Origin of the sequence: Alkalicoccus saliphilus (assembly GCF_003044065.1) — a bacterium.
GTDB classification, from domain to species: Bacteria; Bacillota; Bacilli; order Bacillales; family Salisediminibacteriaceae; genus Alkalicoccus; species Alkalicoccus saliphilus.
Genome location: NZ_PZJJ01000003.1, coordinates 165,700 through 189,018 on the forward strand (window position 1 = coordinate 165,700; position 23,319 = coordinate 189,018).

Consider the following 23,319-nt stretch of genomic DNA (forward strand, 5'->3'; position numbering starts at 1 on the left):
CACCCCGACAAAGTCAGGGTGAAAAAATTCAGGAAACAAGCTCGGTAAAAACAACAAGCCGTTCACGATGGGTTCCTGCATCCCGATCAAATTCACCGGTGCAGGTTATTAAATTGAGATTTCTGGAAGCAGAGGGCCCGAAAACAGTCTGAATCGGGGCGTCATCATAAGGATAAACTTCCATATTCGTAACTTGAAATACGTTCGTTTCCCCACTTTCATCGTGTACTTTAATCTCGTCACCGATTTCAAGATCCTTCAGGTCATAGAAAACCGCGGGACCCTCCCGATCATCAACGTGTCCGGCAAGGACAGAATTACCTTGTGCTCCCGGCTTTGGTCCGCGGCTGAACCATCCGATTAATTCACCTTCCTCCGGAACTTCCATCGCGCCTGCTTCGTCGAGACCGACATCTTCGACGGGGGCATCCACTCCGATAGCCGGTATTTCCAGCCTCCCCGGATCAATCCCCTGGGAAGTGCTTCCCGGAACTGCTTCCACCGGTTTGGAATCAGCGGTGCTGTTTATGACAGCTTCTTCATCCGGAGGTGGTGTTTCCGGAGCTGTTTCTTTCTCCTCTTCAGCAGGAACGGCAGCGCCGGCCTGCTGTAAAGGAGCTTCCATGCTTTCTTCTGTTTCGGAAGTGCAGGCGCTTAGAAGCAGGAGAAGAGGAAGAATTAATATAAGACTATGCCTGAGGGAGAATCTTTTTACGAAAAAGAAAAGCTGCACCAAGGCCCCCGGCAAGTATTGTCAAGGCGAGCGGCAGGTAATTAGCAGACTGGGAAGCGCCTCCCATACCAGTAGCCGGCATTTCGGAAGGTGCTGCGTGTGCTTCATCAGCTACAAGCACTACTTCAAGTTCATCGGCATCCGCACCGACAGCATAGGCGGAGTATACAGTATCGGCTTCCAATTCAGTTCCTGAAAGATCTAATACTGCATCTTCAGTACCGGCTGCACGGATTTCCAGATCGTACGTGTCCGGGTCAAGCTCCAGGTAATCAGTTACAGCGAAAAATTCAGCACCTTCAAACAAGGAATCTCCATCCACAAGCCCGACGTCTACAGCCGGTGCTCCAGGTGACATATGGCCGACGCGGATTTTAGTCATACCTTCTTCCACCGTGTTATCATCAGCAAAAGCTTCAAGGGTCAGGTTATCCAGTGTATCCACTGCTGCGGCTGTATAATTCATACCGCCTTCTACTGTAAGCGTTTCTTCAATAACAGGGTCACCTTCTCCGCCTTCCCCTGCAGGGAAAATAGCTACTTCATGATCTCCGGCAGGCAGTTCAAGGTAATCAGTAATGTCCTGGAAGGCGGCACCTTCAACGGCAGCATCTCCATTAACGTAAACGTCCACTTCCGGTGCATCAGGGGAGGCGTGCAGCACACGCACCATCGCGTTTTCGTCTCCGTGACTGTCAGCTAAAGCTGGTGTGGCCATTCCCGCAACTAATAAAGCAGGCAGGGTATAAAGAACAATTTTTGATTTTTGCAACTTAACCATCTCCTTGTAATTTTTGGTTATAAATATAAACAAAACTTCGACAAAAGTTGTACAAAGACAGCGACAGTTATCTTTACCTCCATATTGACAAAATGAAACATTTATTTTTAAAATTTTAAAAAAATTCACTTTATAGTAATATTCCACCTCTGTAAAAGCTTGTTAATAAACATTTTTAGTATTAAAGTCCTTAATAAAAATAAATATATTTACCTATGTTCAGTAAATGGAAAATTTTACTGCAATTCAGTTTGTATAGAAGGTGTTGTTTAAGTCTTGTATAACGCCGGAACCGAAAAATCGTCTCTTATGAAATTTATCGGTATTCAAATTATCAGACAAAGTCTTCTGTTCATTAGAAAATGAAACAGAAGCAAGTAAAGTGATAATTATGAAGATTTTTAATACCAGCGTTGCAAAGACACTCTTTTTTCGTTAGAATGATTAATTATCAAGCTAAACAAATATAACGATATAAATTCTTATCAAGAGAGACCGAGGGAAAGGCCTGATGACGTCTCAGCAACCAGCCGGAAGGCAAGGTGCTAATTCCTGCAGGGAATCCTGCAAGATAAGAAGACAGATACAGCATCTTCTTCTTTATCTTTTACAGATGAGGGAGAAGTTTTTTTATATCCACATTTATAAAATCTGTTACCACATCACGACAACTGAGAAGAAAAGGAAGGGATTTGTCATGGCAGAGGAAAAACGCACACTGGAAACACAGCTCGTACAGGCAGGAAACCGGAGGGATCATGTGACAGGCGCTGTTAATACACCTGTTTATTTTTCCACCGCATACCGTCATGAAGGAATCGGCCAGTCAACGGGATTCGATTATTCCCGCACGGGAAATCCGACGAGAACTGTTCTTGAAGAAACGATTGCAGACCTCGAAGGAGGTGCCAGAGGGCTTGCCTGTGCTTCCGGAATGGCTGCTGTGCAGACGGTTCTTTCCTTATTTGAGCAGGGAGACGAAATCATAGCTACAAGTGACCTTTACGGCGGAACGTACCGTCTTTTCGAAAATGGATGGACGCGCTGGGGAGTAAACTTTCATTACGCAGAACCGGAGGACATCAGCACGTTCCGGGATAAAATTAATGAAAATACGAAGGCACTTTTCATTGAAACGCCGACAAACCCACTTATGCAGGAAGCGGATCTTGATGCCTACGGAAAGCTTGCCGATGAGCACGGACTGCTTCTTATTGTAGATAATACGTTTTACACACCGGTTATACAGCGTCCGTTTGACTACGGGGCCGACATTGTCATCCACAGTGCTTCCAAGTATCTTTCCGGTCATAATGATGTTATCGCCGGGCTGGTCGTAGCAAGGGAAGAAAAAGTTGGAGAAGATTTGTTTTATTATCACAACAGTATAGGTGCTGTGCTTTCCCCTATGGATTCCTGGCTCGTACTGCGCGGAATGAAAACACTGCAGCTCCGGATGGACAAGCATACAGAAAACGCCCAAGCTGTAGTGGAATATCTGGAGAGTCAGCCTCTCTGCCGGGAAGTTATCTATCCCGGAAAAGGCGGCATGCTTTCTTTTAGGGTGGAGGAAGAAGAAATGGTCAACCCTATCCTGCAGGCACTGAAAGTTATTTCCTTTGCGGAAAGCCTGGGAGGAGTGGAGAGCCTGATGACTTATCCGGCTACCCAGACTCATGCAGATGTCCCGGAGGAAATCCGTTTTAAACTTGGGGTTTGTAACCGGCTGCTCCGTTTTTCCGTAGGAATCGAATCAGCTGAAGATTTAATAAAAGATCTGGATGAAGCTTTTCAATATGCAGCAAAAGAAAGGAAGGCACGCACATGACATTTTCCAAACAGACTTCACTCATTCATTCCAAACATAAAACAGACCCGCACACCGGTGCGGTGAGTGTGCCGATTCAGCACGCTTCCACGTTTGACCAGCCGGACATCGAGCAGTTCGGTGACTACGACTACGCCCGTTCCGGTAACCCGACGAGAGAAGCACTGGAAGATACGATAGCCGATTTGGAGAATGGAACACACGGTTTTGCTTTTGCGTCCGGCATGGCGGCAATCTCCACGACTTTTATGATGCTTTCTTCAGGGGATCATCTTGTAATTACGGACGATGTTTACGGAGGGACGTTCCGCCTGACAACGAAAGTACTTCAGCGTCAGGGAATTGAGCACACGTTTGTTGATATGACAGACCCGGAAGCGGTAGCCCGGGCGGTACAGCCGAATACAAAGATGATATTTATGGAAACTCCTTCTAATCCGACCATGAAGATTACGCCTATTAAAGAGATCGTGAAAATCGCGGAAAAGCAGGGATGCCTGACAGTGCTGGATAACACCTTCATGACTCCGGTACTGCAGCGGCCGCTCGATCTCGGCGTCGACGTCGTCGTTCACAGCGCCACCAAATTTATCGGCGGGCACAGTGATGTGGTGGCCGGCCTGACAATCGTAAAAGATGAGGCGCTGGCAGGAGAACTGAAGTTTCTCCAGAACAGCTTCGGAGCCATTCTCGGACCGCAGGACTGCTGGCTCGTTCTCCGCGGGCTGAAGACACTTCATACACGGATGGAAGCTTCCTCGCTTGCAGCTGCAAAAATTGCCGATTGGCTTCTTGAACAGCCGGAAGTAGAACACGTTTATTACCCGGGTCTGAAAGATCATCCCGGTTACGATATTAATCAGGAACAGGCAGAAGGAGCCGGAGCGGTGCTGTCTTTCCGTCTCGCAGATAAAGAAGCAGTACGAAAAGTAGTACAGGCAGTGGAAATTCCAGTATTTGCTGTCAGCCTCGGGGCCGTGGAATCCATTCTTTCCTACCCTCCAACGATGTCGCATGCGGCAATGTCCGATGAAGAAAGAAATGCGCGCGGAATAACGGACGGACTGCTTCGTCTATCTGTAGGACTGGAAAAACCGGAAGATCTAATGAATGATTTTGCGCAGGCTTTTAAAAAGATCGGAGTAAAGGAGAGCTGGAGATGAGTCTGAAAGCAAGGTTAAAAGAAGGTATTATAGTCGGGGACGGAGCGATGGGGACGCTCCTTTACCAGGAAGGGATCCACGGCTGCTTTGAGGAGCTGAATATCACAGCTCCGGAAAAAATCAGCCGTGTACATCAGGCATATATTGAAGCCGGCGCAGAAATTATTCAGACAAACACCTATGCAGCGAACAGACATAAACTGGCCCGCTATCAGCAGGAAAACAACGTGAAGGAGCTCAATGAGGCGGCTGTCGCAATTGCCGTAAAAGCAGCTGCAGGAAAAGCCTACACAGCGGCTACGATCGGCGGTGTAGCGACGATGCACCAGGAGAAAGAGCCTCTGGAAGAAAGAGTGGCAAGCCTGAAGGAACAGGCTGATATTCTTCTTGATACCAATGTGGACGGATTTCTTCTCGAGACGTTTTACGACTTTCAGGAATTGATCGAGCTGCTGAAGTACCTTCGGCCGCTCACAGAAAAGCCGATCATTGCCCAGGCGACACTTGGGGATATCGGCGTACTTCATACAGGCAGACACCTGCAGGAAGCACTGGAAGAGCTCGAAGCTCTGGGGGCTGATGTTGCAGGTGTTAACTGCCGGATGGGACCGTACCATATGCTGCAGTCCCTGGAAGAAATTTCTCTCCTTAAAACAGCTGGTATCAGCGTCTATCCAAATGCCAGCCTGCCAAATGTTCGGGATGGGCGTTTTTCCTATCAGTCAAACCCGACATATTTCGGGGATATGACAAAAGCGCTCGTGGAAGAGGGGGTTGTTCTTCTCGGCGGGTGCTGCGGGACGACACCTGATCACATACGGGCTATCCGTGAAGCGGTAGAACGAGACAACCTCGTACCGGTAAAAAGCAAGCAGGTAAAAGAACGGACTGCCCAGACGTTTATGGATGCAGAGCCGCAGCTTCCGAAACTGACGGATATACCGGAAGGAAAAACCTCAGTCATTGTGGAGCTCGATCCTCCGAAGGCTCTTTCCGGAGTGCCGGCCTTTATGGACGGGGCAAAAGCTCTTACGAATGCCGGGGTGGATGCAGTGACACTGGCAGACAATTCACTGGCTTCCTCCCGGATTGATAATCTTGCACTTGGAACAAAGATCAAGAGTGAAGGAACGCGTCCTCTTCTCCACGTCGCATGCCGTGACAGGAACATCATCGGACTGCAGTCCCACCTGCTCGGGCTCCACGAACTGGGGGTAAGAGATATTCTCGCTATTACAGGAGACCCTGCTAAAGTCGGGGATTTCCCAGGGGCGACTTCTGTTTACGATATGTCTTCCATGGATTTGATCCGGCTTATTAAACAGCTGAACGAAGGGACCTCTTTTTCCGGGAAGGATCTCGGAGCGAAAACTTCTTTCACTATCGGAGCAGCTTTTAATGCCAATGCGAGAAGGCTGGACCGGGAAGTACAGCGTCTGGAAAAGAAAATTGAAGTGGGTGCTGACTACTTTATGAGTCAGCCGGTTTACAGTACGGAGCGTATTAAGGAAATTGCCGAAGCTGTAGCACACCTCCCAGTACCTGTCTATATCGGTATTATGCCGCTCGTCAGCAGCAGAAATGCTGAATTTCTGCACCATGAGGTTCCGGGCATTAAACTGACAGATGAAGTGAGGGAACAGATGAAAGCTCTTTCCGGTGACCGGGAGGCAAGTGAGAAAGAGGGGATCCGTCTGGCTAAGGAGCTGGTGGATGAAGCGATGAAACATTTCTCCACACTGTATCTCATTACGCCGTTTCTCCGATACAATATTACAGAAACGTTGACACAGCATATTCGCGAACAGGAACGACTAACTGCGGGAAGCCGCTGAGAAGCGCAGATAAGAAGGGACGATTAGTATGACTACATTTGAAAAAGAGCTTCAGTCACGCATCCTGCTGCTGGATGGGGCGATGGGCACGATGCTTCAGAACGCGGATCTTTCAGCAGAGGATTTCGGCGGGGAGGAATATGAAGGATGCAATGAATATTTAAACCTCGTGTCTCCAGGCGTCATCCGCCGCATTTACCGGGAGTATCTGGAGGCAGGGTCGGATATTATCGAAACGAACACGTTTGGGGCGACGTCCATCGTCCTTGCAGACTATGACCTCCAGGAAGAAGCGTATGAAATAAACGTGGAGGCGGCGAGAATTGCCAGGGAGGAAGCCGATCACTTTTCGACACCGGAAAAGCCGAGATTTGTTGCCGGGGCAATGGGTCCTACTACAAAATCCCTTTCTGTTACCGGCGGGACCACGTTTGAAGAACTGGCTGACAGCTATTACGAACAGGTTATAGGCCTGTATGACGGCGGAGCGGATCTGCTTCTCCTCGAAACGAGTCAGGACATGCGTAATGTAAAAGCTGCCTATGTGGCGATTGAGCGGGCAGAGAAGGAAAAAGGCCGGAAGCTTCCGCTTATTATTTCCGGAACGATCGAACCGATGGGGACAACGCTTGCCGGGCAGAGTATCGAAGCATTTTATATTTCCCTGGAGCATATGAAGCCGGCCGTTGTTGGACTTAACTGCGCGACTGGTCCGGAATTTATGCAGGATCATCTCCGTTCTTTGTCTGAGCTCTCTACTACGTACGTGCACTGCTATCCAAACGCAGGACTTCCTGACGAAGAAGGGCATTACCATGAATCGCCGGCCATGCTTGCGCAGAAGCTGGCGAATTTTGCGGAAAAGGGCTGGCTGAATGTTGTAGGCGGCTGCTGTGGAACAACACCGGAGCATATCCGGGTCATGAACGAAACATTGAAGGGCTATCAGCCCCGCCGGCCGCAGGAAAGTCTCCCTCATACTGTTTCCGGTATTGAACCGCTCGTCTATGATGAATCAATGAGACCGCTGCTTGTCGGAGAACGGACAAACGTTATCGGTTCCAAAAAGTTTAAGCGGCTGATTGCTGAAGAAAAATTTGAAGAAGCTTCCGAAATTGCCCGTGCGCAGGTGAAAAAAGGAGCTCACATAATCGATGTATGTCTGGCGGATCCGGACCGGGATGAAATGGAGGACATGGAAAAATTCCTTAATCAGGTCATTAACAAAGTAAAAGTGCCGCTCATGATTGACTCCACGGATGAACATGTTATTGAAAGGGCATTAACCTATTCTCAGGGTAAAGCTGTTATCAATTCCATCAACCTGGAAGACGGGGAAGAACGTTTTGAAGCCGTAGCCCCCCTCGCACGGAGGTTTGGTGCTGCTCTCGTCGTTGGAACAATAGATGAGGAGGGGATGGGCGTTACAGCGGCAAGAAAGCTGGATATTGCCCGCCGCTCTTATCAGCTGCTTACCGGGAAATATGGTATTCCAGCGAGAAACATTATTTTCGATCCGCTTGTATTCCCGGTAGGAACCGGTGATGAGCAGTATATCGGTTCTGCGGAAGCGACAGTGGACGGCATCCGTATGATTAAAGAAGAAATGCCGGAATGTATGACCATTCTAGGAGTCAGTAACGTGTCTTTCGGTCTGCCGCCGCTCGGCAGGGAAGTGCTTAATGCTGCTTTTACCTATCACTGTACAAGAGCAGGTCTTGATTATGCCATCGTAAACACCGAGAAGCTGGAACGCTATGGATCAGTTTCTGAGGAAGAAAAACAGCTGGCAGACTCCCTCCTTTTTCAGACGGACGATGAAACACTTGCTTCCTTTACGGCATTTTACAGAAAGAAAAAGCCAAAAGCCGAACAGGCCCAGGAGACGATGACGCTTGAAGAGCGGCTGGCCGGCTACATTGTGGAAGGCACGAAAGAAGGGCTCTACCCGGATCTTGACAAAGCGCTGGAGGCATATGATGAACCTCTCGGCATTATTAACGGACCGCTTATGACCGGGATGGATAAGGTCGGAAAACTGTTTAATGATAACGAGCTGATTGTTGCAGAAGTACTGCAGAGTGCAGAGGCGATGAAAGCAGCGGTAGCCCATCTGGAACCTCATATGGAAGAGAAAAAGGATGACCGCGGCAAAGGTAAAGTGATCCTTGCAACCGTTAAAGGGGACGTACATGATATCGGAAAAAACCTTGTTGAGATCATATTGAAAAACAATGGTTTTCAAATTGTTAATCTCGGTATTAAAGTCGCCCCGAATGAACTGATTGAAGCAGTAGAAAAAGAGCAGCCTGATATGATCGGACTTTCCGGTCTGCTCGTAAAATCGACCCAGCAGATGGTCATCACCGCCAACGACCTCCGGGAAAAAGGCATCAATGTTCCGATTCTTGTAGGAGGAGCTGCATTGACCCGCCGCTTTACAGACACAAAAATCGCCCGGGAATACGAGGGGATGGTGCTGTATTCCAAAGATGCGATGAACGGTCTGGAAATTGCCAACCGGCTCGTAAAGCCGGAAGAACGGCAGGAACTGGCCCGTACCACAGTGGAGAAGCAGGAAAAAGCCCAGCAGCGGGCAGCGGACGATCTGAGCCGCAAGCAGAGTGAAACAGCGACGGCAACAATGGAAGCGCCTGTTTCCACAGTGGACCGGGAAGCACCTCTGTTTGTGCCGGAAGATTACAAGCAGCATATTCTTCGTGATTACAAGCTCACTCATTTGTACCCTTACGTGAATATGCAGACACTGCTCGGCTCCCACCTTGGTCTTCAGGGGAATGTAAAAAGAAAGCTGGAGCGGCAGGACGAAAAGACCATCGGGCTGAAACAGCGTGTCGACGACTTTCTCGCACGGGCTGACCGGGAGAAACTGCTGCGGGCAGACGGAATGTACCAGTTCTACCCGGCCCAGTCAGACGGAGATTCGGTTATTATTTATGACCCGGCTGACCAGACGAAAGTGGTGGAAACTTTTACTTTCCCACGGCAGAAAGAAGCTCCGTACCTCTGCCTTGCAGACTTTTTACGGTCGAAGGAAAGCGGTGTGATGGACCACGTAGGCTTCCTTGCTGTAACAGCCGGAAAAGGTATCCGTGTCCTGGCGGAAGAAGCGAAAGAAGCCGGGGAGTATATGGACAGCCATCTTATTCAGGCAGCCGCCCTCGAGCTGGCTGAAGGACTTGCAGAAAGAGTGCACCAGCTGATGCGGGATAAGTGGGGTTTCCCTGATCTTCCGGACTTTACGATGCAGGAGCGCTTCTCTGCAAAGTATCAGGGCGTTCGTGTATCATTCGGTTACCCTGCCTGTCCTGATCTGGAAGACCAGAAGAAACTGTTCCGCCTGATCGAACCGGAAAACATCGGCATTCAGCTGACGGAAGGCTGCATGATGGAGCCGGAAGCAAGCGTTACAGCGATGGTCTTTGCCCATCCGGAAGGAAGATATTTCAGCGTGTAAATAAAGTATAAAAGACAGCATTTAAAAAAGGTTCAGGGCCAATGTCCTGAACCTTTTCATTTGCTTATCGGGGAAAATACTTCTTTATTAACGTACTTTGTGAAGAGTTATAAAGAAGTTACTGATACGAGTTTGATCCGCCGTTATAGACTGTTAACTCCACTGTGATACCGAAAGGGTCCACCGTCTGGAGTTCGTTTTCAGTACCGGTTACCGCAGCTCCGGCTTCCTGAAGAGACTTTTCAACGTTAAGAAGGCTGTTTCTGTCAGGATAAACGATTTGAAAAGAGGCGAGTCCGGTTTCATCTTTGGAGAGTGCCTTCTTATGCCGGCCGCTCCATGTGTTCATCGCAATATGATGGTGGTAGGCATCTGTGGAAATGAACAGGGCATGGTCTCCGATCGTAGAAACTCTATCGAAATTAAGGGAATCGATGTAAAAACTTTCTCCTTCTCTTATGTCATTCACCTGCAGATGAATATGTCCGAGAATGGTTTCTGCAGGCATTCCTTCAAACACAGAGGCTTCTGCCAGCAGTCCTTCCGCATCGAGCGCCTGGGTAGTCATCTGCACTTGATCCCCCTTCCATTTCCAGGAAGAAGCAGGACGATCACAGTAAAGTTCAATCCCGTTTCCTTCAGGATCAGCGAGGTACAAAGCTTCACTTACTCCGTGGTCCGATGCACCTTGAAGCGGGTAGTTACGCTCAACAAGATGTTTCAGGACGGCTCCAAGAGAAGGCCTGTCGGGGAGCAGAAAGGCAAGGTGAAAGAGACCGTTTTTCGGAACTGCAGGGCGTTTGAAATAAGGATCCGCCTGAAGGGTCAGCAGGATATTTTTTCTGTCAGCTGAGATAAGGGCGGAGGACTCAGAAGGCTTTTCGACATGAAAGCCCAGAGTTTCCTTATAAAATTCAATGCTTTTTTCTAAATTTTTCACACGTAGAACAGCACTGGAAACAAATGCTGCCGGTGGTTGATGGTAGCTCATTACGACTATCCCCTTTATAAAAAGTAGTTATATACTAATTGTAAGTGAGGGGGGGAGAGGAAGCAACTTTTTCCTCATTTTTCAAACTGGGAAATAACCGGTTATAAAAAGAGGATGTCCCTTACGTCTGTGAGGCTGACGCAGGAGACATCCTTGTCCGATGGATTCGCGGATCTGCCGTTTCACTCGGAAGGGCTGCTGTAAAATTTACTCTCTTACGTTTCCTTCTGCGGGGATAGGAGCGGACTGGAACATTCGTGCAAAGTGCACAAGATTATAAGACATAATTCGGGTGTTGCGCAGTGTAAATGCATTGTCACGCTCTGTGTCGAGGTAGGAGGGACCGGGACCGGCTTCTCCGACCCAGTAGGCATCGACATTCGGAGGTACGGTAAAGCCGATGTGAGAAAGTCCATAAAGAATGGATTTCGCTGATTCCTTCGCCCCGTCTTCATTACCAGTTATAACAGCACCGCCGACTTTGTTGTAATAAATGGACTGGCCGGAATCGTTCAGTTCCCCGCTGGAAGCATAAAGACGCTCCATCGCAAGGGTTGCGACACTGCTTTTCTCCCCGATCCAGACAGGCGTTCCCACAATCAGAATTTCTGCCTGCATTACTTTTTTCATAATATCCGGCCACTGATCACCGTTCCCCATGTCCGGTTTCATTCCCGGGAGGATCCTATAGTCAGCGAGTCGGATTTCTTCCGTTTCGATACCAAGCTTTTCAAACCAGGCTGCTGCTTCCTCGAGAAGCCCGGAAGTATGAGAAAGTTCCGGACTTTGTTTCAAGGAGCCGTTCAGAAAAAGGGCTTTCATCAGCTTCCTCCTTTATTGTGGCAGCGGCAGTCGACTAGGCTTTGTTCCATTCTGCACGAATCGGTATACCTGCGGCTTCCAGTGTCGTATATACCGGACATCTGGCATCTGTCTTCTGCTTGAGCTCTTCAATACGGTCTTCGGATTCCGAGGTTTTTACCTCAGCTTCGATTGACACGTCATAAAAATAAGGCTTAACGTCTGCCTGGCCCATCAATCCACGTGGATCAAGTTCTCCGGTTACGCGGAAATCTATTCCCTGCAGATCAAAATCGATTTCCTTAGCTACCATATTTGCAATCACATTTTCGCATCCGGCAAGAGAAGCGAGAAGGTTGGAGAGTGGATCCTGTCCTTTGTCCGCGCCTCCCATGCTTTCCGGCTCATCAATAACGATTCTGTGATTTTTTGAGTCGAGTTCCGTTGTCATTCCGTTTGTTGTTCCAGTTACTTCAAAAGACATTTTCTGGCTCATTCAATTACCTCCTAATATATTCTGCTTCACTTACTACCATACCCTTATTTATGAAAATAAAAAGTAAGGCAGCTTACACAAAGCAAAATACGTGAATAGAATATTCGAAAACGACACTCATGAACGGGTAACGACATTCAAAAAAACTGCCCCGGAAAAAGCGGGACAGCCTATGAGTGAATAATGTAATGTTATAACGTCAGTCCATTTCGGTAACATTGACGAGTGGAGCTTCGATAATGTATCTGTCCGGTGCAGGGCCGATGAAAGAGAATGGATAGCAGGTCGTCAATGTCAGTGTAGGATCATCCTTATCGACGATAACCGAACGGTCTTCTGCATCGGTAATCCACGTTTTCTGGATTTCGTATTCGTACTGTACTCCTTCAAACTGCATATACATTTTTGTACCGTCCTCCAGATCACCGAGTTCACTGAAGACAGTATCGCGGTGGCCGGATAATACGGTATGTCTTTTCCCGTCAGGAGGGGTAGTGAAATCCCCTTCGTGATAGCCGACTCCCTGGGAAAGTGTGTCGTCGTCCGTACCCCAGTAGACAGGATACTTCATGTCAATATCAGGAATCAGCAGTACTCCTGCTTCATCCCCTTTGTCATATTCGTCATAGTCACGGGAGGGAGCTTCTTCCTCTTCAGGAGGGAGTTCTGTCTCTGGAGCGTTACCAGCCGATAATTCCGGAACTTCTTCTGGAGTGTTCTCCTCGTCGGAAGCAACGATTATATCATCTGCTTCCATCGTCTGTTTGCCGGCGGAAGCTTCTGAAATCCAGGCGTATCCATTCCAGCCCGCCAGGACAAGTCCTGCCATGATAAAAAAGACTGCGAGTTTATTTTTCACGAGTAACTCTCCTTTCCTGACGGATGTTTTAAAACATCGATAACTCCGGGGGAGAATATCAGCTCCTCTCCTGGAAACGATCCGGGGTTATCGCGGCGGAGCAGTGAATAGTCGAAGAGCAAATAATTTCTGACGGACTTTACGATCCGTTGTATTAGACCGGTTTAAACCTCAGATTCTTTTTCACGTTATCATGACTGCTGTTAGAAATATTATAGCCTTTAGTGCAGTTACTGTCATTATTCCAGTTTTTGCCTTACTCTTCAAGAGATCCGTTTAAACAATTCCAGAAACAGCACACAGGGAAGGCCAAAGCTTTCTTTTGTTGATTGTGTACGTGGACCTTTTCAGTCTGAAAAAACTGAACGTTCCCGACTTTAGTTTTAAAACTTTTTGAACATGAATAAATCTGGATGATTTGAACAACATTTTATTATGGGTGAAGCTGGAAGGTTTTTCTGCTGCGTGATAAAATGAGGCGGGATAAAAAAAGCTGCAAAGGAGCGATAATTTATGAGCGAAAACAAATTACTGGTATTCGGACACAAAAATCCGGATACGGATACTATCTGCTCGGCTCTCGTTTATGCCGATCTTAAAAAACAGCTCGGTGAAAACATCGAAGCAGTAAGACTTGGGGAAGTAGGGGCGGAAACACAGTACGCCCTCGATCACTTTGGCGTAGACGCACCCCGTCTTATTGAAAAAGCAGCAGACGAAGTGGAAGAAGTTGTACTTGTAGACCATAATGAGTTTCAGCAGAGCGTGGATGATATTAAGGAAGTGCAGATCAAAGAGGTCATCGATCACCACCGCATTGCCAATTTTGAAACAGATGGTCCGCTTTATTACCGTGCAGAACCAGTAGGCTGTACAGCTACGATTTTAAACAAAATGTACAAAGAAAATGGGGTTACTCCAAGCAAAGAAATCGCCGGGCTGATGGTATCGGCTATTATTTCCGATTCCCTTCTTTTTAAATCGCCGACGTGTACGGAAGAAGATGTGCAGGCGGCAAAAGAACTGGCGGAAAAAGCAGCTCTTGATCTGGATAAATACGGGCTCGAAATGCTTAAAGCCGGTGCGGATATGAGCAGTAAAACGATCGAGCAGCTCCTTACCATGGACGCGAAAGAATTTACGATGGGAAGCCACAAAGTGAAAATTGCCCAGGTGAACGTCGTGGATGCAGATGACGTGCTCGGCCGGAAAGAAGAAGTGCTGAAGGCGATGGAAGAAGAAGTGCAGAGTAACGGCTACGTGCTGTTCGGTCTTGCTGTTACAGATATTTTGTCCAACGATTCTGTATTCCTCACAGCAGGGGAAAAGGAAGAAGCAGTGCACAGTGCGTTTAACGTGAAAGTTGAAAATCATGAAGCCGTACTGGAAGGCGTTGTTTCCAGGAAAAAACAAATAGTGCCTCCGTTGACGAGCGCCTTGTCCTAAAAATTTTATTAAAAGCCTTCCGGTCAGTAAAAATGAGAAAAGCCGGAAGAGCATAAAAAGCAGAAAAAGAGGCTCTCTTCGTCGGTGGGCGGGAGAACCTCTTTATGATTTTTCAGCAGAATGAACGACCGTAGCAGGTATCACGTCTGCCCGAATTTTTCATACCGTTTTTCGAGGTAGTTCTGGAATATTGTCATCACTGTACATACTCCCCAGTAAATCAAAGCTACGAGAATGAACATTGTCATGTAATCCATTTCTCTTCCGGCAACGACACGGGACAGCTGAAAGATTTCCGGAACAGTTATCATGGCAGCAAGGGAGGAAGCTTTGATTAAATCAAGCAGAATGTTGGCAAGCGGCGGTACTGCAATCCTGGAAGCCTGGGGAAGAATGATACGCCCCATCATTTTAGGATAGCTGAAACCAAGGGAGCGGGCAGATTCCCACTGGCCCTTCGGGATAGCAGCAATAGCCGAACGGTTAATTTCAGCCATGTAAGCAGCGCTGTTCAGGCTGAAGCCGATGATAGCAGCCGTAACGGCCGCGAACTCAATGCCGATGAATGGAAAACCGAAATAAAGAAGAAAAAGAATGATTAAGATCGGCACGCCGCGCATAAAAGATATATACACGCGGGAGGGCCATCGCAGCCAGAATCTGCTGCTTGCCCTTCCGAGAGCAAGAAAGAGGCTGATAACGAGACCAATAACCATACTTACAAGTGAAATCAGGAGAGTGAGACCGAGACCGGAAAGAATATACGGCAGAGAATCCCATGCCAGATGAATATCAAAAATATGTTCCCACTGTATGTTACCCATAGTTTGCTCCTTTCAATTTGGATTAAAATGCTTATTAAAGCAGGGCTCAGCATGAAGAATAGCAAAGGAGCCTGAATTTTTTCAGCACAGCTTACCTTAAAGAAAGCCGGAGTGTGCAGATTACAGCACTCCGGCTTTCTTAGCTATATGACTTGTTAAAGTCGGGTTCTGCCATAAATTATGGAAAAGAAGTTTCTTTTTTGGAGAGTCAGTCCAATGCCGGCGCAGCTTAACGGTCAGCTCCGCTTTTCTTTGTCCAGCTTCGGCGGGGTGGAGCTGGGAAACTTCCCGCTGCCCTCTTACGATAAGTCATCTACAAAAAGGAAAAGCACCTTTTTGAGATTCCTTTATCTCGAGGACCTTAGTCCAGTTTCGGCGCCCCAGAACCCCCGCCTCCGCTTTTCTATTGTCCAGCTGCAGAGAGCTGGGACTGGGCCGCTTCCCTTGCCCCGCTTACGATAAGTCAACCAGTGAAAAGAACTACGCTTTTCACGGTTTCCTTTATCTCGCAGGGCGCAGTCCACCGGCTGCGTCCCAAAGCGCTCTCTTCCGCTTTTCTATTCAAATGTGAATGTTTCGTCGTCGGCGAAGTCTACGTCGGGTTCTTCGGAAACGTCCTGGCCGCCGAAGAACTGTTCGGACAGTTCACGGATCGTTCCGTCTTCGTGCATTTCTTCAAGCACTTCGTTCAGGTTGTCCCGCAGTTCGGTGTTTTCCTGGTCCATAATCATCGCCTGATTGTTCGGATGGTAGAACAGGTCAGGGTGAACGGTCACGTCAATTTCAGGCAGTGCTTCCACCGCCATTGTCTGCAGGTAATAGTCATTCAGTACGGTGTCGGTCCGCCCGTTTTCCACGTCCCGCAGATAGGTGTCGTTCGTCACATTTTCATAAGTGACGCCTTCTGCTCCGTAGTGCTCTGAAATCTGCATATAAATAGTCGTAGCTGCACCGCCTGCACGCTTTCCTTCCAGGTCGTCAAGAGTTTCAATGCCGGAAAGGTCATCTTCTCTTACAACCATACTTCCGTAGGAAAATTTATATGGATCGGTAAAAAGGAAGTCTTCTTCCCGCTGTGGGTTAACGTCGATATCGTTAACTGCCAGATCCACCTGCCCGTTGTTAATGGACGTCAGCATTCCATCGAATCCCATTTCGGAAAACTCTACTTCCAGATCAAGTCTTTCAGCGGCTTCTCTGGCAATTTCCACTTCGAAGCCGGTCAATTCATCGGTCTCCTCGTCGTGAAAAGAGGTAGGAAAGAGTGTTCCGGACGTAGCGATGGTCAGTACTCCCTCTTCCTCGATTTCCTCCCAGGCAGACATTTCTTCTGTATTATTTCCACACGCAGTCAGCACGAAAATAATTCCTGCAGCTGCTGTCAGTTTAAAAGCTTTCATTCTTTCATTCCCCCTGTATACTTATATCCTTTCAAACAATAGCACGATCTGTCCGTTAAAGGCAATCAGACAGCTGCAGGATGACGGATAAAGCAGGCTGTTATAAAAAAGTTATACAAACATTGAAAAATTTATTGTTTATTTCTTGAATAAAGGTTAATTTGAAAAAAGAAAAGGGTACAGTAGATTACTGTGATAAGAAAGGGAGTCAGACGTATGGGGCGTGCGAGAACGATTGACAAAGGGAGGCTGTTTCACGAAACAGAACAGCTTATTTTATCATCCGGCTACGCAGGTTTTCACTTCAAAGCGCTCGCCGGGCGTCTCGGTGTAGCCCGGAGTACGATATATAATTATTACTCTAAAAAAGAAGAGCTGCTGACTGACTTTATGGTGCATCTGCTGGAGCAGGTGGTGGAAAAAATTGATAAGGTTTCCCGGCAGGACGATGCCGTTGAGGGACTGATCCGTCTCTGGGGGCAGTATGCCTATATGCACCAGATGATGCAGGTCATGCCCTACATCGACAAAAAGGCAACAAAGCAGGTGGAAAAAAGTGCGGAGAAAATGGCAGCACTTCTTGCAGAGATGCGGGGAAAAGTAAAAGTTATTTTACAGCAGGAACAGCAGGCTGGAAGAATAAGAGAAGATATCCACATCGATACAATGGTCGGTTATGTGATGGCTTCGGTGCAGATTCCGGTCCGCCAGCATTCAGAAGAAAGCTGGGTGGAAGAAGTGACTTTACTCGTAAAAGGGGGACTGCAGAAGTAAAAATTTTGATTTAAAATGACACTTCTGTCATTATAATATACTTATGTTGAAACAGGGGGAGAAGACTATGTTTGATAAAGTGATTCAATGGCCGAAGATTACCATCATGTTTGTATTTATACTTGTTGCCGTCGGGGTGCTGACACTCTTTCAGCTGCCGCAGCGGGAGGTACCGGAAATAGCGGTAGATATCGGGAACATTTCCACATCATATCCCGGAGGAGCTCCGGAAGAGGTGGAGCAGCAGGTGACCGTGCCGCTGGAAAACGCAGTAGAAGGGATCGACGGAATAGAAAGTATCAGTTCCATATCAACTTCCGGATTTTCCAACATCACTGTGGAACTGGAAGACAACGTGAATCAAAATGAAGTATTCACTGAAATTCAACAGGCTGTAAATGGAACAGAGGGAGATCTTCCGGAAGAGGCTTCGCCGGACTTCTCGGAAGGCGACGGATTGGGCGGTCTATCCAGCTACCATATCCTTGGAGATACATACGAGGATCTTTATGAGCTGCGGGATATGGTCGAGAACTGGCAGGGAGAAATTGAATCCATCGCCGGTGTTTCGAGGACAACGGTGAAAGGCTTTCCGGATCAGCAGTTTCTTATTGATGTAGATTCAGAAGAACTCTTTGAAGCAGGTCTGGAAATCCCGGACATTCTGGATGGTCTGGAAGAAGAACTGCAGACGCCGCCGCTTGGCATTCATGAATTTGAAGGAGAAAATATTCAGCTGGAGCTTTCAACGCTTACTTCACCTGAGGAAATCGGAGGTATCTTCGTAGGGCAGAGTTTCGATGGAGAAAGTGTTTATCTGGAGGATATCGCGGAAGTCGGCATTGATCTTGAGACTCCGGAAGACAGAATAACTTACGAAGAAGAACCTGCAGTATCTTTCACTGTGATGCCGGAACGGGGAGTCAGTATTCCGGATCTTCACAGTGAAGTAAATGAAGAAATGGAAACTCTGGCACAGGAGCTGCCGGAAGAAGCCGAGCTTGATTTATTTTATACGCAGCAGACGATTGTAGACGAAATTTTTGGGGATCTTGCCTACTCCTTTGCTTTTGCTGCAGCCTCCGTTATTATTGTGACGCTGCTCGGACTCAATGTTTCTTCAGCAGTAATTGTAGCTCTCGCGATCCCGACATCTGTGTTTATCGGATTGATTCCACTGCCGTTCGCCGGAGTCGACCTGAATCAGATTTCGATTATCGGCCTCATTGTCGCACTCGGGATTCTTGTCGATGATGCGATCGTTGTCGGCGATAACATAAGGAATAAATATCGTCAGGGAATGGAGCCGCTGGAGGGAGCCATCGCCGGAAGCCGGGAAGTCCGGGTTTCGATTATCGTTTCCACGTTAACCATTGTCTTCACCTTTCTTCCGCTTGTATTTATTTCCGGAGCAAATGGAGACTTTATTCGGGCGCTGCCGACGGTGCTCGTCACTACAATTCTTGTCTCCACGATCGTAGCTCTGACGTTTGTGCCGATCTTTTTAATCTGGCGCCGTAAAAAGCAGATAGCCAAAAATGGACGGAGCCGCAGATTGGAGGATGGACTGCTCGGAAACCAGTTTACGAAGCTTGCCGACTGGTACGCTGATTCCATTCTGCGCCGGGTGGTCCGTCATCCTTGGAAAACAGCCATTACCGGACTCGTGGTCACGACGGCTTTATATGGGCTGATTCCTTTTATACCGGTCGAATTTTTTCCGGATACGGATCGAGATGAAGTGACAGTGGAAGTAAGAATGCCTGCAGGCACTACGCTTGAATCAACAGAAACCGTCCTTGAGGATATGCGTGATTTTGTCCTCGATGAAGATACCCATGTTTACGAAACGGCTGTTTACGCCGGAGATGGACTGCCACCTATTTTCGGGCAGGGCATGGATAATACGAGTGAGGAAACTGGAAACCTTCTTCTGCGTGTAAACAGAGAGGAGCAGTCCGCACAGGAAACGATTTCCCGGTGGACAGAGCCGCTTCAGGAAGAGTTTCCGGACGCGGAGGTCGAGTTAACAACGATTGAAGCCGGACCGCCTGTCGGTGCCCCGATCGCAGTGACACTGCAGGGACCGGACGTCGAAACACTCATGGACATGAGTGAGGAGATGCAGGATCGGATCGCTGACATTCCGGAAAGCGGTACCGTTCTGGACGATCTTGGTCCACGCCGGCCGACTCTCAGTTATGAACCCGACAGAGAAGCTCTCGAAGAATATAATTTAACTCCGGGAGCCGTGAGTGAACAGATCGGTCTGCGTACGGAAGGAATCCCGGTACTTACTTTCCGCACGGCAGAAGAAACGCTCGACCTGCAGATGACGCTGGACCGGATCGAAAGCGGGGAAACGATCGACCTCTCAGAAATTGAAATACCATCTGAAGCAGAAACCGGGGAGGAAGGAGCTCCGGAACTCATAACACTGGACACGCTTCTTGCCGAAGAGGAAACCGAAGAAATTCCGCGTATCCTGCGTGATGATGGAACCCGTACTGTGACGGTCCGCGTTTATCCCGGTGACAATGACGAAGAAGCACTTACAGCCCAGATTGAAGACATTGCAGCAGATGCAGAAGAAACCGCCGGATCCTCCTATACGGCATCCGTCGGGGGAGAAGAAGAGGAGCGGACTGATTTCATTCTGGAACTCGCTACGCTGTTCATTGTCGTACTTTTCCTGATCTACATTGTTATCGCGATTCAATTTTACTCGCTTGCTGTACCGCTGCTCGTATTTTCCACGATACACATTGCAGCATCAGGAGCAGTGGTCGGGCTGTTTGTCACTCAGACAGGACTTGGATTTACGGCACTTCTTGGTATCGTGTCACTGGCCGGGATTGTTGTAAGAAATTCCATTGTTCTGCTGGAGTTTATTAAACAGCGCCGTGAAGAGGGGATGGGTATTCATGAAGCCGTGGTGGAAGCAGGACGGGTGAGGCTCCGGCCGATTCTCCTGACAGCTTTTACAGCTATTGGTGCATTAACACCCGTGGCACTGAGTGGAGACGTTCTTTTCGTACCGCTTGCTATTTCGATTATAGCCGGACTGATTTTCTCCGCACTGCTGACTATCATTATCGTACCAGCACTGTATACTGCCTTCACCGGAAAGTTCGGAAAAACGTAGGGAGTACAGCATAATAAAAGTCCTGCATCCCCGTGAAAACGGGAGGTGCAGGACTTTTCAGGCTTTTGATAAAGTATTTTTATTTGGAGAGATAGACGCTGCCCTGCTTTCGTCCTTAATCACCCAGGAGCATTCCTGCGGCTGCTGCAGGGAAATCAAAAAAAGTTTTCTGTCATGAGAAATCGCTCTTTTCAAGCCGCTTTCTCCAATAAAGAAACGGTTTACCTCCGTAACGGTGGGGGACGCCGGTGGGAAAAAGCGCAGTCAGAAGATCCTTTTCCATCGCGCAGGCCAAACAGCTGACAACAAGCCTTACGGCTCGGTAAGAGAAGGAGCTTATACAACGAAAGGACTCACTATTCACCCAGCTTCTCAGCAGCGGCTTGCAGATATCTCTTATAACAGGCACTCTGTTCATCGGGATATTTCCCGAGAGCTTCTGAGAGAAAGAGGAAATTGTCTGTAAGGTGTTTTGTGTTCATTCCATGCCGCTGAAGTATACCATCGAGCCAGAGGGCATAATCTACGAACATTTTCTCATCTTTAATTGTATAGGCTGCCGAGAGCTGACGGAGATGATGTTCATTATCTTCACGGCATTTCTCCACCCCGCGTTCGCCATACCTGTCTATAAGAGACGGATCTTCTTTATATATACGTTCAGTAACTTCACGTATAACCATTTCTGTAGAAAATGACCGGTTCATCTTGCCACGACCTTATGCTGAGACACCGAAGGTATAATGGAAGCGAGCTCCTGATCCGGATATTTTTTCTCCAGTTCATGAATTTTTTTGAAATCGCCGCTTCTTACCCAGTTTAAATAGTCGCTTTTTGATTCGAAAAAAAGCTGGACCGTTATTTCTCCAGGACGCTTTTCGTTCTGAAGCAGGAGAAAATCGAGAAATCCGGGGGCTGTATCGACGATGCGCGACCGGTTTTGATAAATGCCAATAACTTCGTCCGCTTTTTCGGGCGGCACATCAAACGTGGAAAAAACAGTATACATAACTAGCTCCTTTTAAAAACAAAATTTTCCGGCTGGAAGCAGAATGAGTTTATCATAAATCATTGTATGTAAAAACTACAGCAGTCCGGGTGGTGGAGGATGCTTTTTTGCAGCTCTTAGTAGAATGATTTATCCGTTTTCTGCTGTAATCAACGGTAGACACAGTTTTCTTTTACGTAAATTACAGTAGATAAATACCCTTCCTGCGTGATATAAGAAACATCAGATAATAGAGCAGCGATGAAAAATTAACAGAACTGTAAAAGAAAGCAGATATTATTCCCCACAGACCATTTGCAAATGCTTTATAATTGTATAGAATGAAAAAGATGCAGAAACTATAATGAATATATGGGACTTTGAATGTAATGAGGGATAAAAAATGAATGTCAGTGAAATTTATGAGCGCTTAAAAGAAGTGTGTGGAGAAGGTCTGGTTAAACAAGATGAACCAATGAGCCGTCATACGTTGACCAAAATGGGTGGCACGGCGGATTTATTTGTGACCCCGGAGACGTTTGAACAGACGGCGGAAATTATCAAAATCCAGAAAGAGTATGCGATCCCATTTATGCTGCTCGGCAACGGCTCGAATCTCATTGTGCGTGATGGCGGCGTGCGCGGCCTTGTCATGCACTTCAAACATCTTTCTTCCGTAACAGCTGATGGATCACGGGTTACAGCTCAAGGGGGAGCCGATATTAAGGAGGCCTCCCGTTGCGCGCTTGACTACAGCCTTACTGGTCTGGAATTTGCCTGTGGGATTCCGGGTACTATCGGAGGCGCTATGGTCATGAACGCTGGAGCCTACGGAGGAGAAGTAAAAGATGTCATAGACTATGTGACAGTAGTTACGCCGGAAGCAGAAATACTTAAAGTGGAAAAAGAAGATTTGGAACTCGGGTACCGCAGAAGTATTATCGGAAGAAAAAACTATATCGTACTGGAAGCTGTTTTTCAGCTGGCACCGGGAGAAAAAGAGACGATACAGGAAAAAATGGACGAGCTTACTTTCCAGCGGGAATCCAAGCAGCCTTTGGAATATCCCTCTGTAGGAAGCGTGTTCAAAAGGCCGCCGGGGTATTTTGCCGGCAAGCTGATTCAGGACAGCGGTCTTCAGGGGAAAGGGTTTGGAGACGTAGAAGTTTCCACGAAGCATGCTGGATTTATTGTTAACAAAGGTAAAGCTACAGCTTCTGATTATTTGAAAACAATCGATCTCGTAAAAAACACGGTAAAAGAAAATTTCGGAGTGGAACTGGAACTCGAAGCAAAAGTTGTCGGGGAAGAGGAGCATTCTGAAGTATAACCTGAGAAGCTGTCCTGAGAATCAGGACAGCTTCTTCAGGCTGTTTATAAAGTGTTTTTTATACATGCCTATGCATTTCCCTGCTTTCACCTCCGCAGGACGCTTTCCGGGCGGGCCGGCTTCAGCTAATTTCTTCCTCCCAATGCTCGGAAGAAATGGATCTTCTGCTCGTCCTTCATCGCCCCGGAGTCGCCTGCTGCAGCTCCAGCAGGAAAATAAAAAGAAGGTTTCTCTTCTAAAAAATGTGTTGATTCCGTCCTTTCTTCCATTCAGGAGAGGCTTTTTTCCTCCGGAACGACCGGCGGAGACGCCGGTGGGATATGATGTGCACCCCTGAAATTAGACACCAAAATTTGTCAAATAATCGCTGGCTCATGATGCAGGCGGTATTGTACCGGGCTTACTTTTAAACGGGATTTTATGCGATCGTGATTATAGTAATGGATA

At 47.7% G+C, this 23,319-nt stretch carries 21 protein-coding genes and 1 riboswitch; of the genes, 10 read left to right on the top strand and 11 right to left on the bottom strand.

Annotation, left to right across the window (positions count from 1 at the left end; translation table 11 throughout):
• Positions 1 to 28: 28 nt before the first annotated feature.
• The gene (locus tag C6Y45_RS03565; RefSeq protein ID WP_146159146.1) at positions 29 to 625 is read right to left on the bottom strand and encodes a class F sortase; all 597 of its coding nucleotides are present in this window, start codon (positions 623 to 625) and stop codon (positions 29 to 31) included.
• Between the two features lie 64 nt (positions 626 to 689).
• Positions 690 to 1,505: a DUF4397 domain-containing protein gene (locus C6Y45_RS03570; RefSeq protein ID WP_245922525.1), complete on the bottom strand. Its 816-nt coding sequence runs from the start codon at positions 1,503 to 1,505 to the stop codon at positions 690 to 692.
• A 488-nt stretch (positions 1,506 to 1,993) separates the two neighbouring features.
• Positions 1,994 to 2,092, top strand: a riboswitch (SAM riboswitch).
• 119 nt (positions 2,093 to 2,211) lie between these two features.
• Here C6Y45_RS03570 and C6Y45_RS03575 point away from each other — a divergent pair.
• From C6Y45_RS03575 to metH, 4 genes are read left to right on the top strand one after another with little or no spacing between them, the layout of a single operon-like run.
• On the top strand, positions 2,212 to 3,342 hold the full coding sequence (locus C6Y45_RS03575; RefSeq protein ID WP_107583646.1) for a methionine biosynthesis PLP-dependent protein: 1,131 nt from the start codon (positions 2,212 to 2,214) through the stop codon (positions 3,340 to 3,342).
• A complete protein-coding gene (metC, locus tag C6Y45_RS03580) occupies positions 3,339 to 4,505 on the top strand; it encodes a cystathionine beta-lyase (RefSeq protein ID WP_107583647.1) in 1,167 nt (388 codons plus the stop codon). Before C6Y45_RS03575 ends, metC begins: the two co-directional genes overlap by 4 nt.
• Entirely contained in the window at positions 4,502 to 6,340 is a 1,839-nt protein-coding gene (locus C6Y45_RS03585) for a bifunctional homocysteine S-methyltransferase/methylenetetrahydrofolate reductase (RefSeq protein ID WP_107583648.1), read from the top strand. Before metC ends, C6Y45_RS03585 begins: the two co-directional genes overlap by 4 nt.
• Positions 6,341 to 6,362: 22 nt before the next feature.
• Complete coding sequence (gene metH, locus C6Y45_RS03590; RefSeq protein WP_107583649.1) at positions 6,363 to 9,818, top strand: methionine synthase; 3,456 nt, start codon at positions 6,363 to 6,365, stop codon at positions 9,816 to 9,818.
• Positions 9,819 to 9,936: 118 nt separating this feature from the next.
• Here the strand turns inward: metH and C6Y45_RS03595 are convergent, their stop codons facing one another.
• The 4 genes from C6Y45_RS03595 to C6Y45_RS03610 form a co-directional block, all read right to left on the bottom strand.
• Positions 9,937 to 10,809 carry a VOC family protein gene (locus C6Y45_RS03595; RefSeq protein ID WP_107583650.1) on the bottom strand — a complete coding sequence of 291 codons (873 nt, stop codon included), beginning with the start codon at positions 10,807 to 10,809 and terminating at the stop codon, positions 9,937 to 9,939.
• 207 nt (positions 10,810 to 11,016) lie between these two features.
• Positions 11,017 to 11,631 (bottom strand): flavodoxin family protein, encoded by a 615-nt coding sequence (locus C6Y45_RS03600; protein ID WP_107583651.1) that lies wholly within the window; start codon positions 11,629 to 11,631, stop codon positions 11,017 to 11,019.
• 34 nt (positions 11,632 to 11,665) lie between these two features.
• Positions 11,666 to 12,106: an OsmC family protein gene (locus C6Y45_RS03605; RefSeq protein ID WP_107583652.1), complete on the bottom strand. Its 441-nt coding sequence runs from the start codon at positions 12,104 to 12,106 to the stop codon at positions 11,666 to 11,668.
• A 199-nt stretch (positions 12,107 to 12,305) separates the two neighbouring features.
• Positions 12,306 to 12,965 (bottom strand): class D sortase, encoded by a 660-nt coding sequence (locus C6Y45_RS03610; RefSeq protein ID WP_107583653.1) that lies wholly within the window; start codon positions 12,963 to 12,965, stop codon positions 12,306 to 12,308.
• A gap of 513 nt (positions 12,966 to 13,478) precedes the next feature.
• On the opposite strand from C6Y45_RS03610, the gene C6Y45_RS03615 reads away from it, so the two are divergent.
• Complete coding sequence (locus C6Y45_RS03615) at positions 13,479 to 14,411, top strand: manganese-dependent inorganic pyrophosphatase (RefSeq protein ID WP_107583654.1); 933 nt, start codon at positions 13,479 to 13,481, stop codon at positions 14,409 to 14,411.
• 140 nt (positions 14,412 to 14,551) lie between these two features.
• On the opposite strand, the gene C6Y45_RS03620 is transcribed toward C6Y45_RS03615, so the two are convergent.
• A complete protein-coding gene (locus C6Y45_RS03620; protein WP_107583655.1) occupies positions 14,552 to 15,235 on the bottom strand; it encodes an amino acid ABC transporter permease in 684 nt (227 codons plus the stop codon).
• 557 nt (positions 15,236 to 15,792) lie between these two features.
• Complete coding sequence (locus C6Y45_RS03625) at positions 15,793 to 16,635, bottom strand: transporter substrate-binding domain-containing protein (protein ID WP_107583656.1); 843 nt, start codon at positions 16,633 to 16,635, stop codon at positions 15,793 to 15,795.
• Between the two features lie 216 nt (positions 16,636 to 16,851).
• Between C6Y45_RS03625 and C6Y45_RS03630 the strand changes: the two genes are divergently transcribed.
• From C6Y45_RS03630 to C6Y45_RS18050, 3 genes are all read left to right on the top strand, one after another.
• On the top strand, positions 16,852 to 17,409 hold the full coding sequence (locus C6Y45_RS03630) for a TetR/AcrR family transcriptional regulator (protein ID WP_107583657.1): 558 nt from the start codon (positions 16,852 to 16,854) through the stop codon (positions 17,407 to 17,409).
• A gap of 67 nt (positions 17,410 to 17,476) precedes the next feature.
• Positions 17,477 to 20,554, top strand: a complete 3,078-nt coding sequence (locus C6Y45_RS03635) for an efflux RND transporter permease subunit (RefSeq protein ID WP_107583658.1) — start codon at positions 17,477 to 17,479, stop codon at positions 20,552 to 20,554.
• Positions 20,555 to 20,728: 174 nt separating this feature from the next.
• Positions 20,729 to 20,857: a hypothetical protein gene (locus tag C6Y45_RS18050; protein ID WP_281260577.1), complete on the top strand. Its 129-nt coding sequence runs from the start codon at positions 20,729 to 20,731 to the stop codon at positions 20,855 to 20,857.
• A gap of 53 nt (positions 20,858 to 20,910) precedes the next feature.
• Here the strand turns inward: C6Y45_RS18050 and C6Y45_RS03640 are convergent, their stop codons facing one another.
• Entirely contained in the window at positions 20,911 to 21,261 is a 351-nt protein-coding gene (locus C6Y45_RS03640; protein ID WP_107583659.1) for a hypothetical protein, read from the bottom strand.
• Positions 21,258 to 21,563: an antibiotic biosynthesis monooxygenase family protein gene (locus tag C6Y45_RS03645; protein ID WP_107583660.1), complete on the bottom strand. Its 306-nt coding sequence runs from the start codon at positions 21,561 to 21,563 to the stop codon at positions 21,258 to 21,260. The genes C6Y45_RS03640 and C6Y45_RS03645 overlap by 4 nt, the downstream gene beginning before the upstream one ends.
• 382 nt (positions 21,564 to 21,945) lie before the next feature.
• Here C6Y45_RS03645 and murB point away from each other — a divergent pair, with 382 nt between their 5' ends.
• Positions 21,946 to 22,872, top strand: a complete 927-nt coding sequence (murB, locus tag C6Y45_RS03650) for a UDP-N-acetylmuramate dehydrogenase (RefSeq protein ID WP_107583661.1) — start codon at positions 21,946 to 21,948, stop codon at positions 22,870 to 22,872.
• A gap of 64 nt (positions 22,873 to 22,936) precedes the next feature.
• Positions 22,937 to 23,209 carry a hypothetical protein gene (locus C6Y45_RS17330; protein ID WP_160058116.1) on the top strand — a complete coding sequence of 91 codons (273 nt, stop codon included), beginning with the start codon at positions 22,937 to 22,939 and terminating at the stop codon, positions 23,207 to 23,209.
• A 19-nt stretch (positions 23,210 to 23,228) separates the two neighbouring features.
• Here C6Y45_RS17330 and C6Y45_RS18170 read toward each other — a convergent pair whose 3' ends face one another.
• Positions 23,229 to 23,318, bottom strand: coding sequence for an IS3 family transposase (locus C6Y45_RS18170; RefSeq protein ID WP_425427847.1), 90 nt, complete (start codon positions 23,316 to 23,318; stop codon positions 23,229 to 23,231).
• Position 23,319: the final 1 nt, after the last annotated feature.

Coding starts and splice junctions, on each gene's coding strand:
- C6Y45_RS03565 (WP_146159146.1), bottom strand. CDS start 625: ATGGAAGCTCCTTTACAGCAGGCCGGCGCTGCCGTTCCTGCTGAAGAG.
- C6Y45_RS03575 (WP_107583646.1), top strand. CDS start 2,212: ATGGCAGAGGAAAAACGCACACTGGAAACACAGCTCGTACAGGCAGGA.
- metC (WP_107583647.1), top strand. CDS start 3,339: ATGACATTTTCCAAACAGACTTCACTCATTCATTCCAAACATAAAACA.
- C6Y45_RS03585 (WP_107583648.1), top strand. CDS start 4,502: ATGAGTCTGAAAGCAAGGTTAAAAGAAGGTATTATAGTCGGGGACGGA.
- C6Y45_RS03595 (WP_107583650.1), bottom strand. CDS start 10,809: ATGAGCTACCATCAACCACCGGCAGCATTTGTTTCCAGTGCTGTTCTA.
- C6Y45_RS03600 (WP_107583651.1), bottom strand. CDS start 11,631: ATGAAAGCCCTTTTTCTGAACGGCTCCTTGAAACAAAGTCCGGAACTT.
- C6Y45_RS03605 (WP_107583652.1), bottom strand. CDS start 12,106: ATGAGCCAGAAAATGTCTTTTGAAGTAACTGGAACAACAAACGGAATG.
- C6Y45_RS03615 (WP_107583654.1), top strand. CDS start 13,479: ATGAGCGAAAACAAATTACTGGTATTCGGACACAAAAATCCGGATACG.
- C6Y45_RS03620 (WP_107583655.1), bottom strand. CDS start 15,235: ATGGGTAACATACAGTGGGAACATATTTTTGATATTCATCTGGCATGG.
- C6Y45_RS03625 (WP_107583656.1), bottom strand. CDS start 16,635: ATGAAAGCTTTTAAACTGACAGCAGCTGCAGGAATTATTTTCGTGCTG.
- C6Y45_RS03630 (WP_107583657.1), top strand. CDS start 16,852: ATGGGGCGTGCGAGAACGATTGACAAAGGGAGGCTGTTTCACGAAACA.
- C6Y45_RS03635 (WP_107583658.1), top strand. CDS start 17,477: ATGTTTGATAAAGTGATTCAATGGCCGAAGATTACCATCATGTTTGTA.
- C6Y45_RS18050 (WP_281260577.1), top strand. CDS start 20,729: ATGAGAAATCGCTCTTTTCAAGCCGCTTTCTCCAATAAAGAAACGGTT.
- C6Y45_RS03640 (WP_107583659.1), bottom strand. CDS start 21,261: ATGAACCGGTCATTTTCTACAGAAATGGTTATACGTGAAGTTACTGAA.
- C6Y45_RS03645 (WP_107583660.1), bottom strand. CDS start 21,563: ATGTATACTGTTTTTTCCACGTTTGATGTGCCGCCCGAAAAAGCGGAC.
- murB (WP_107583661.1), top strand. CDS start 21,946: ATGAATGTCAGTGAAATTTATGAGCGCTTAAAAGAAGTGTGTGGAGAA.
- C6Y45_RS17330 (WP_160058116.1), top strand. CDS start 22,937: ATGCCTATGCATTTCCCTGCTTTCACCTCCGCAGGACGCTTTCCGGGC.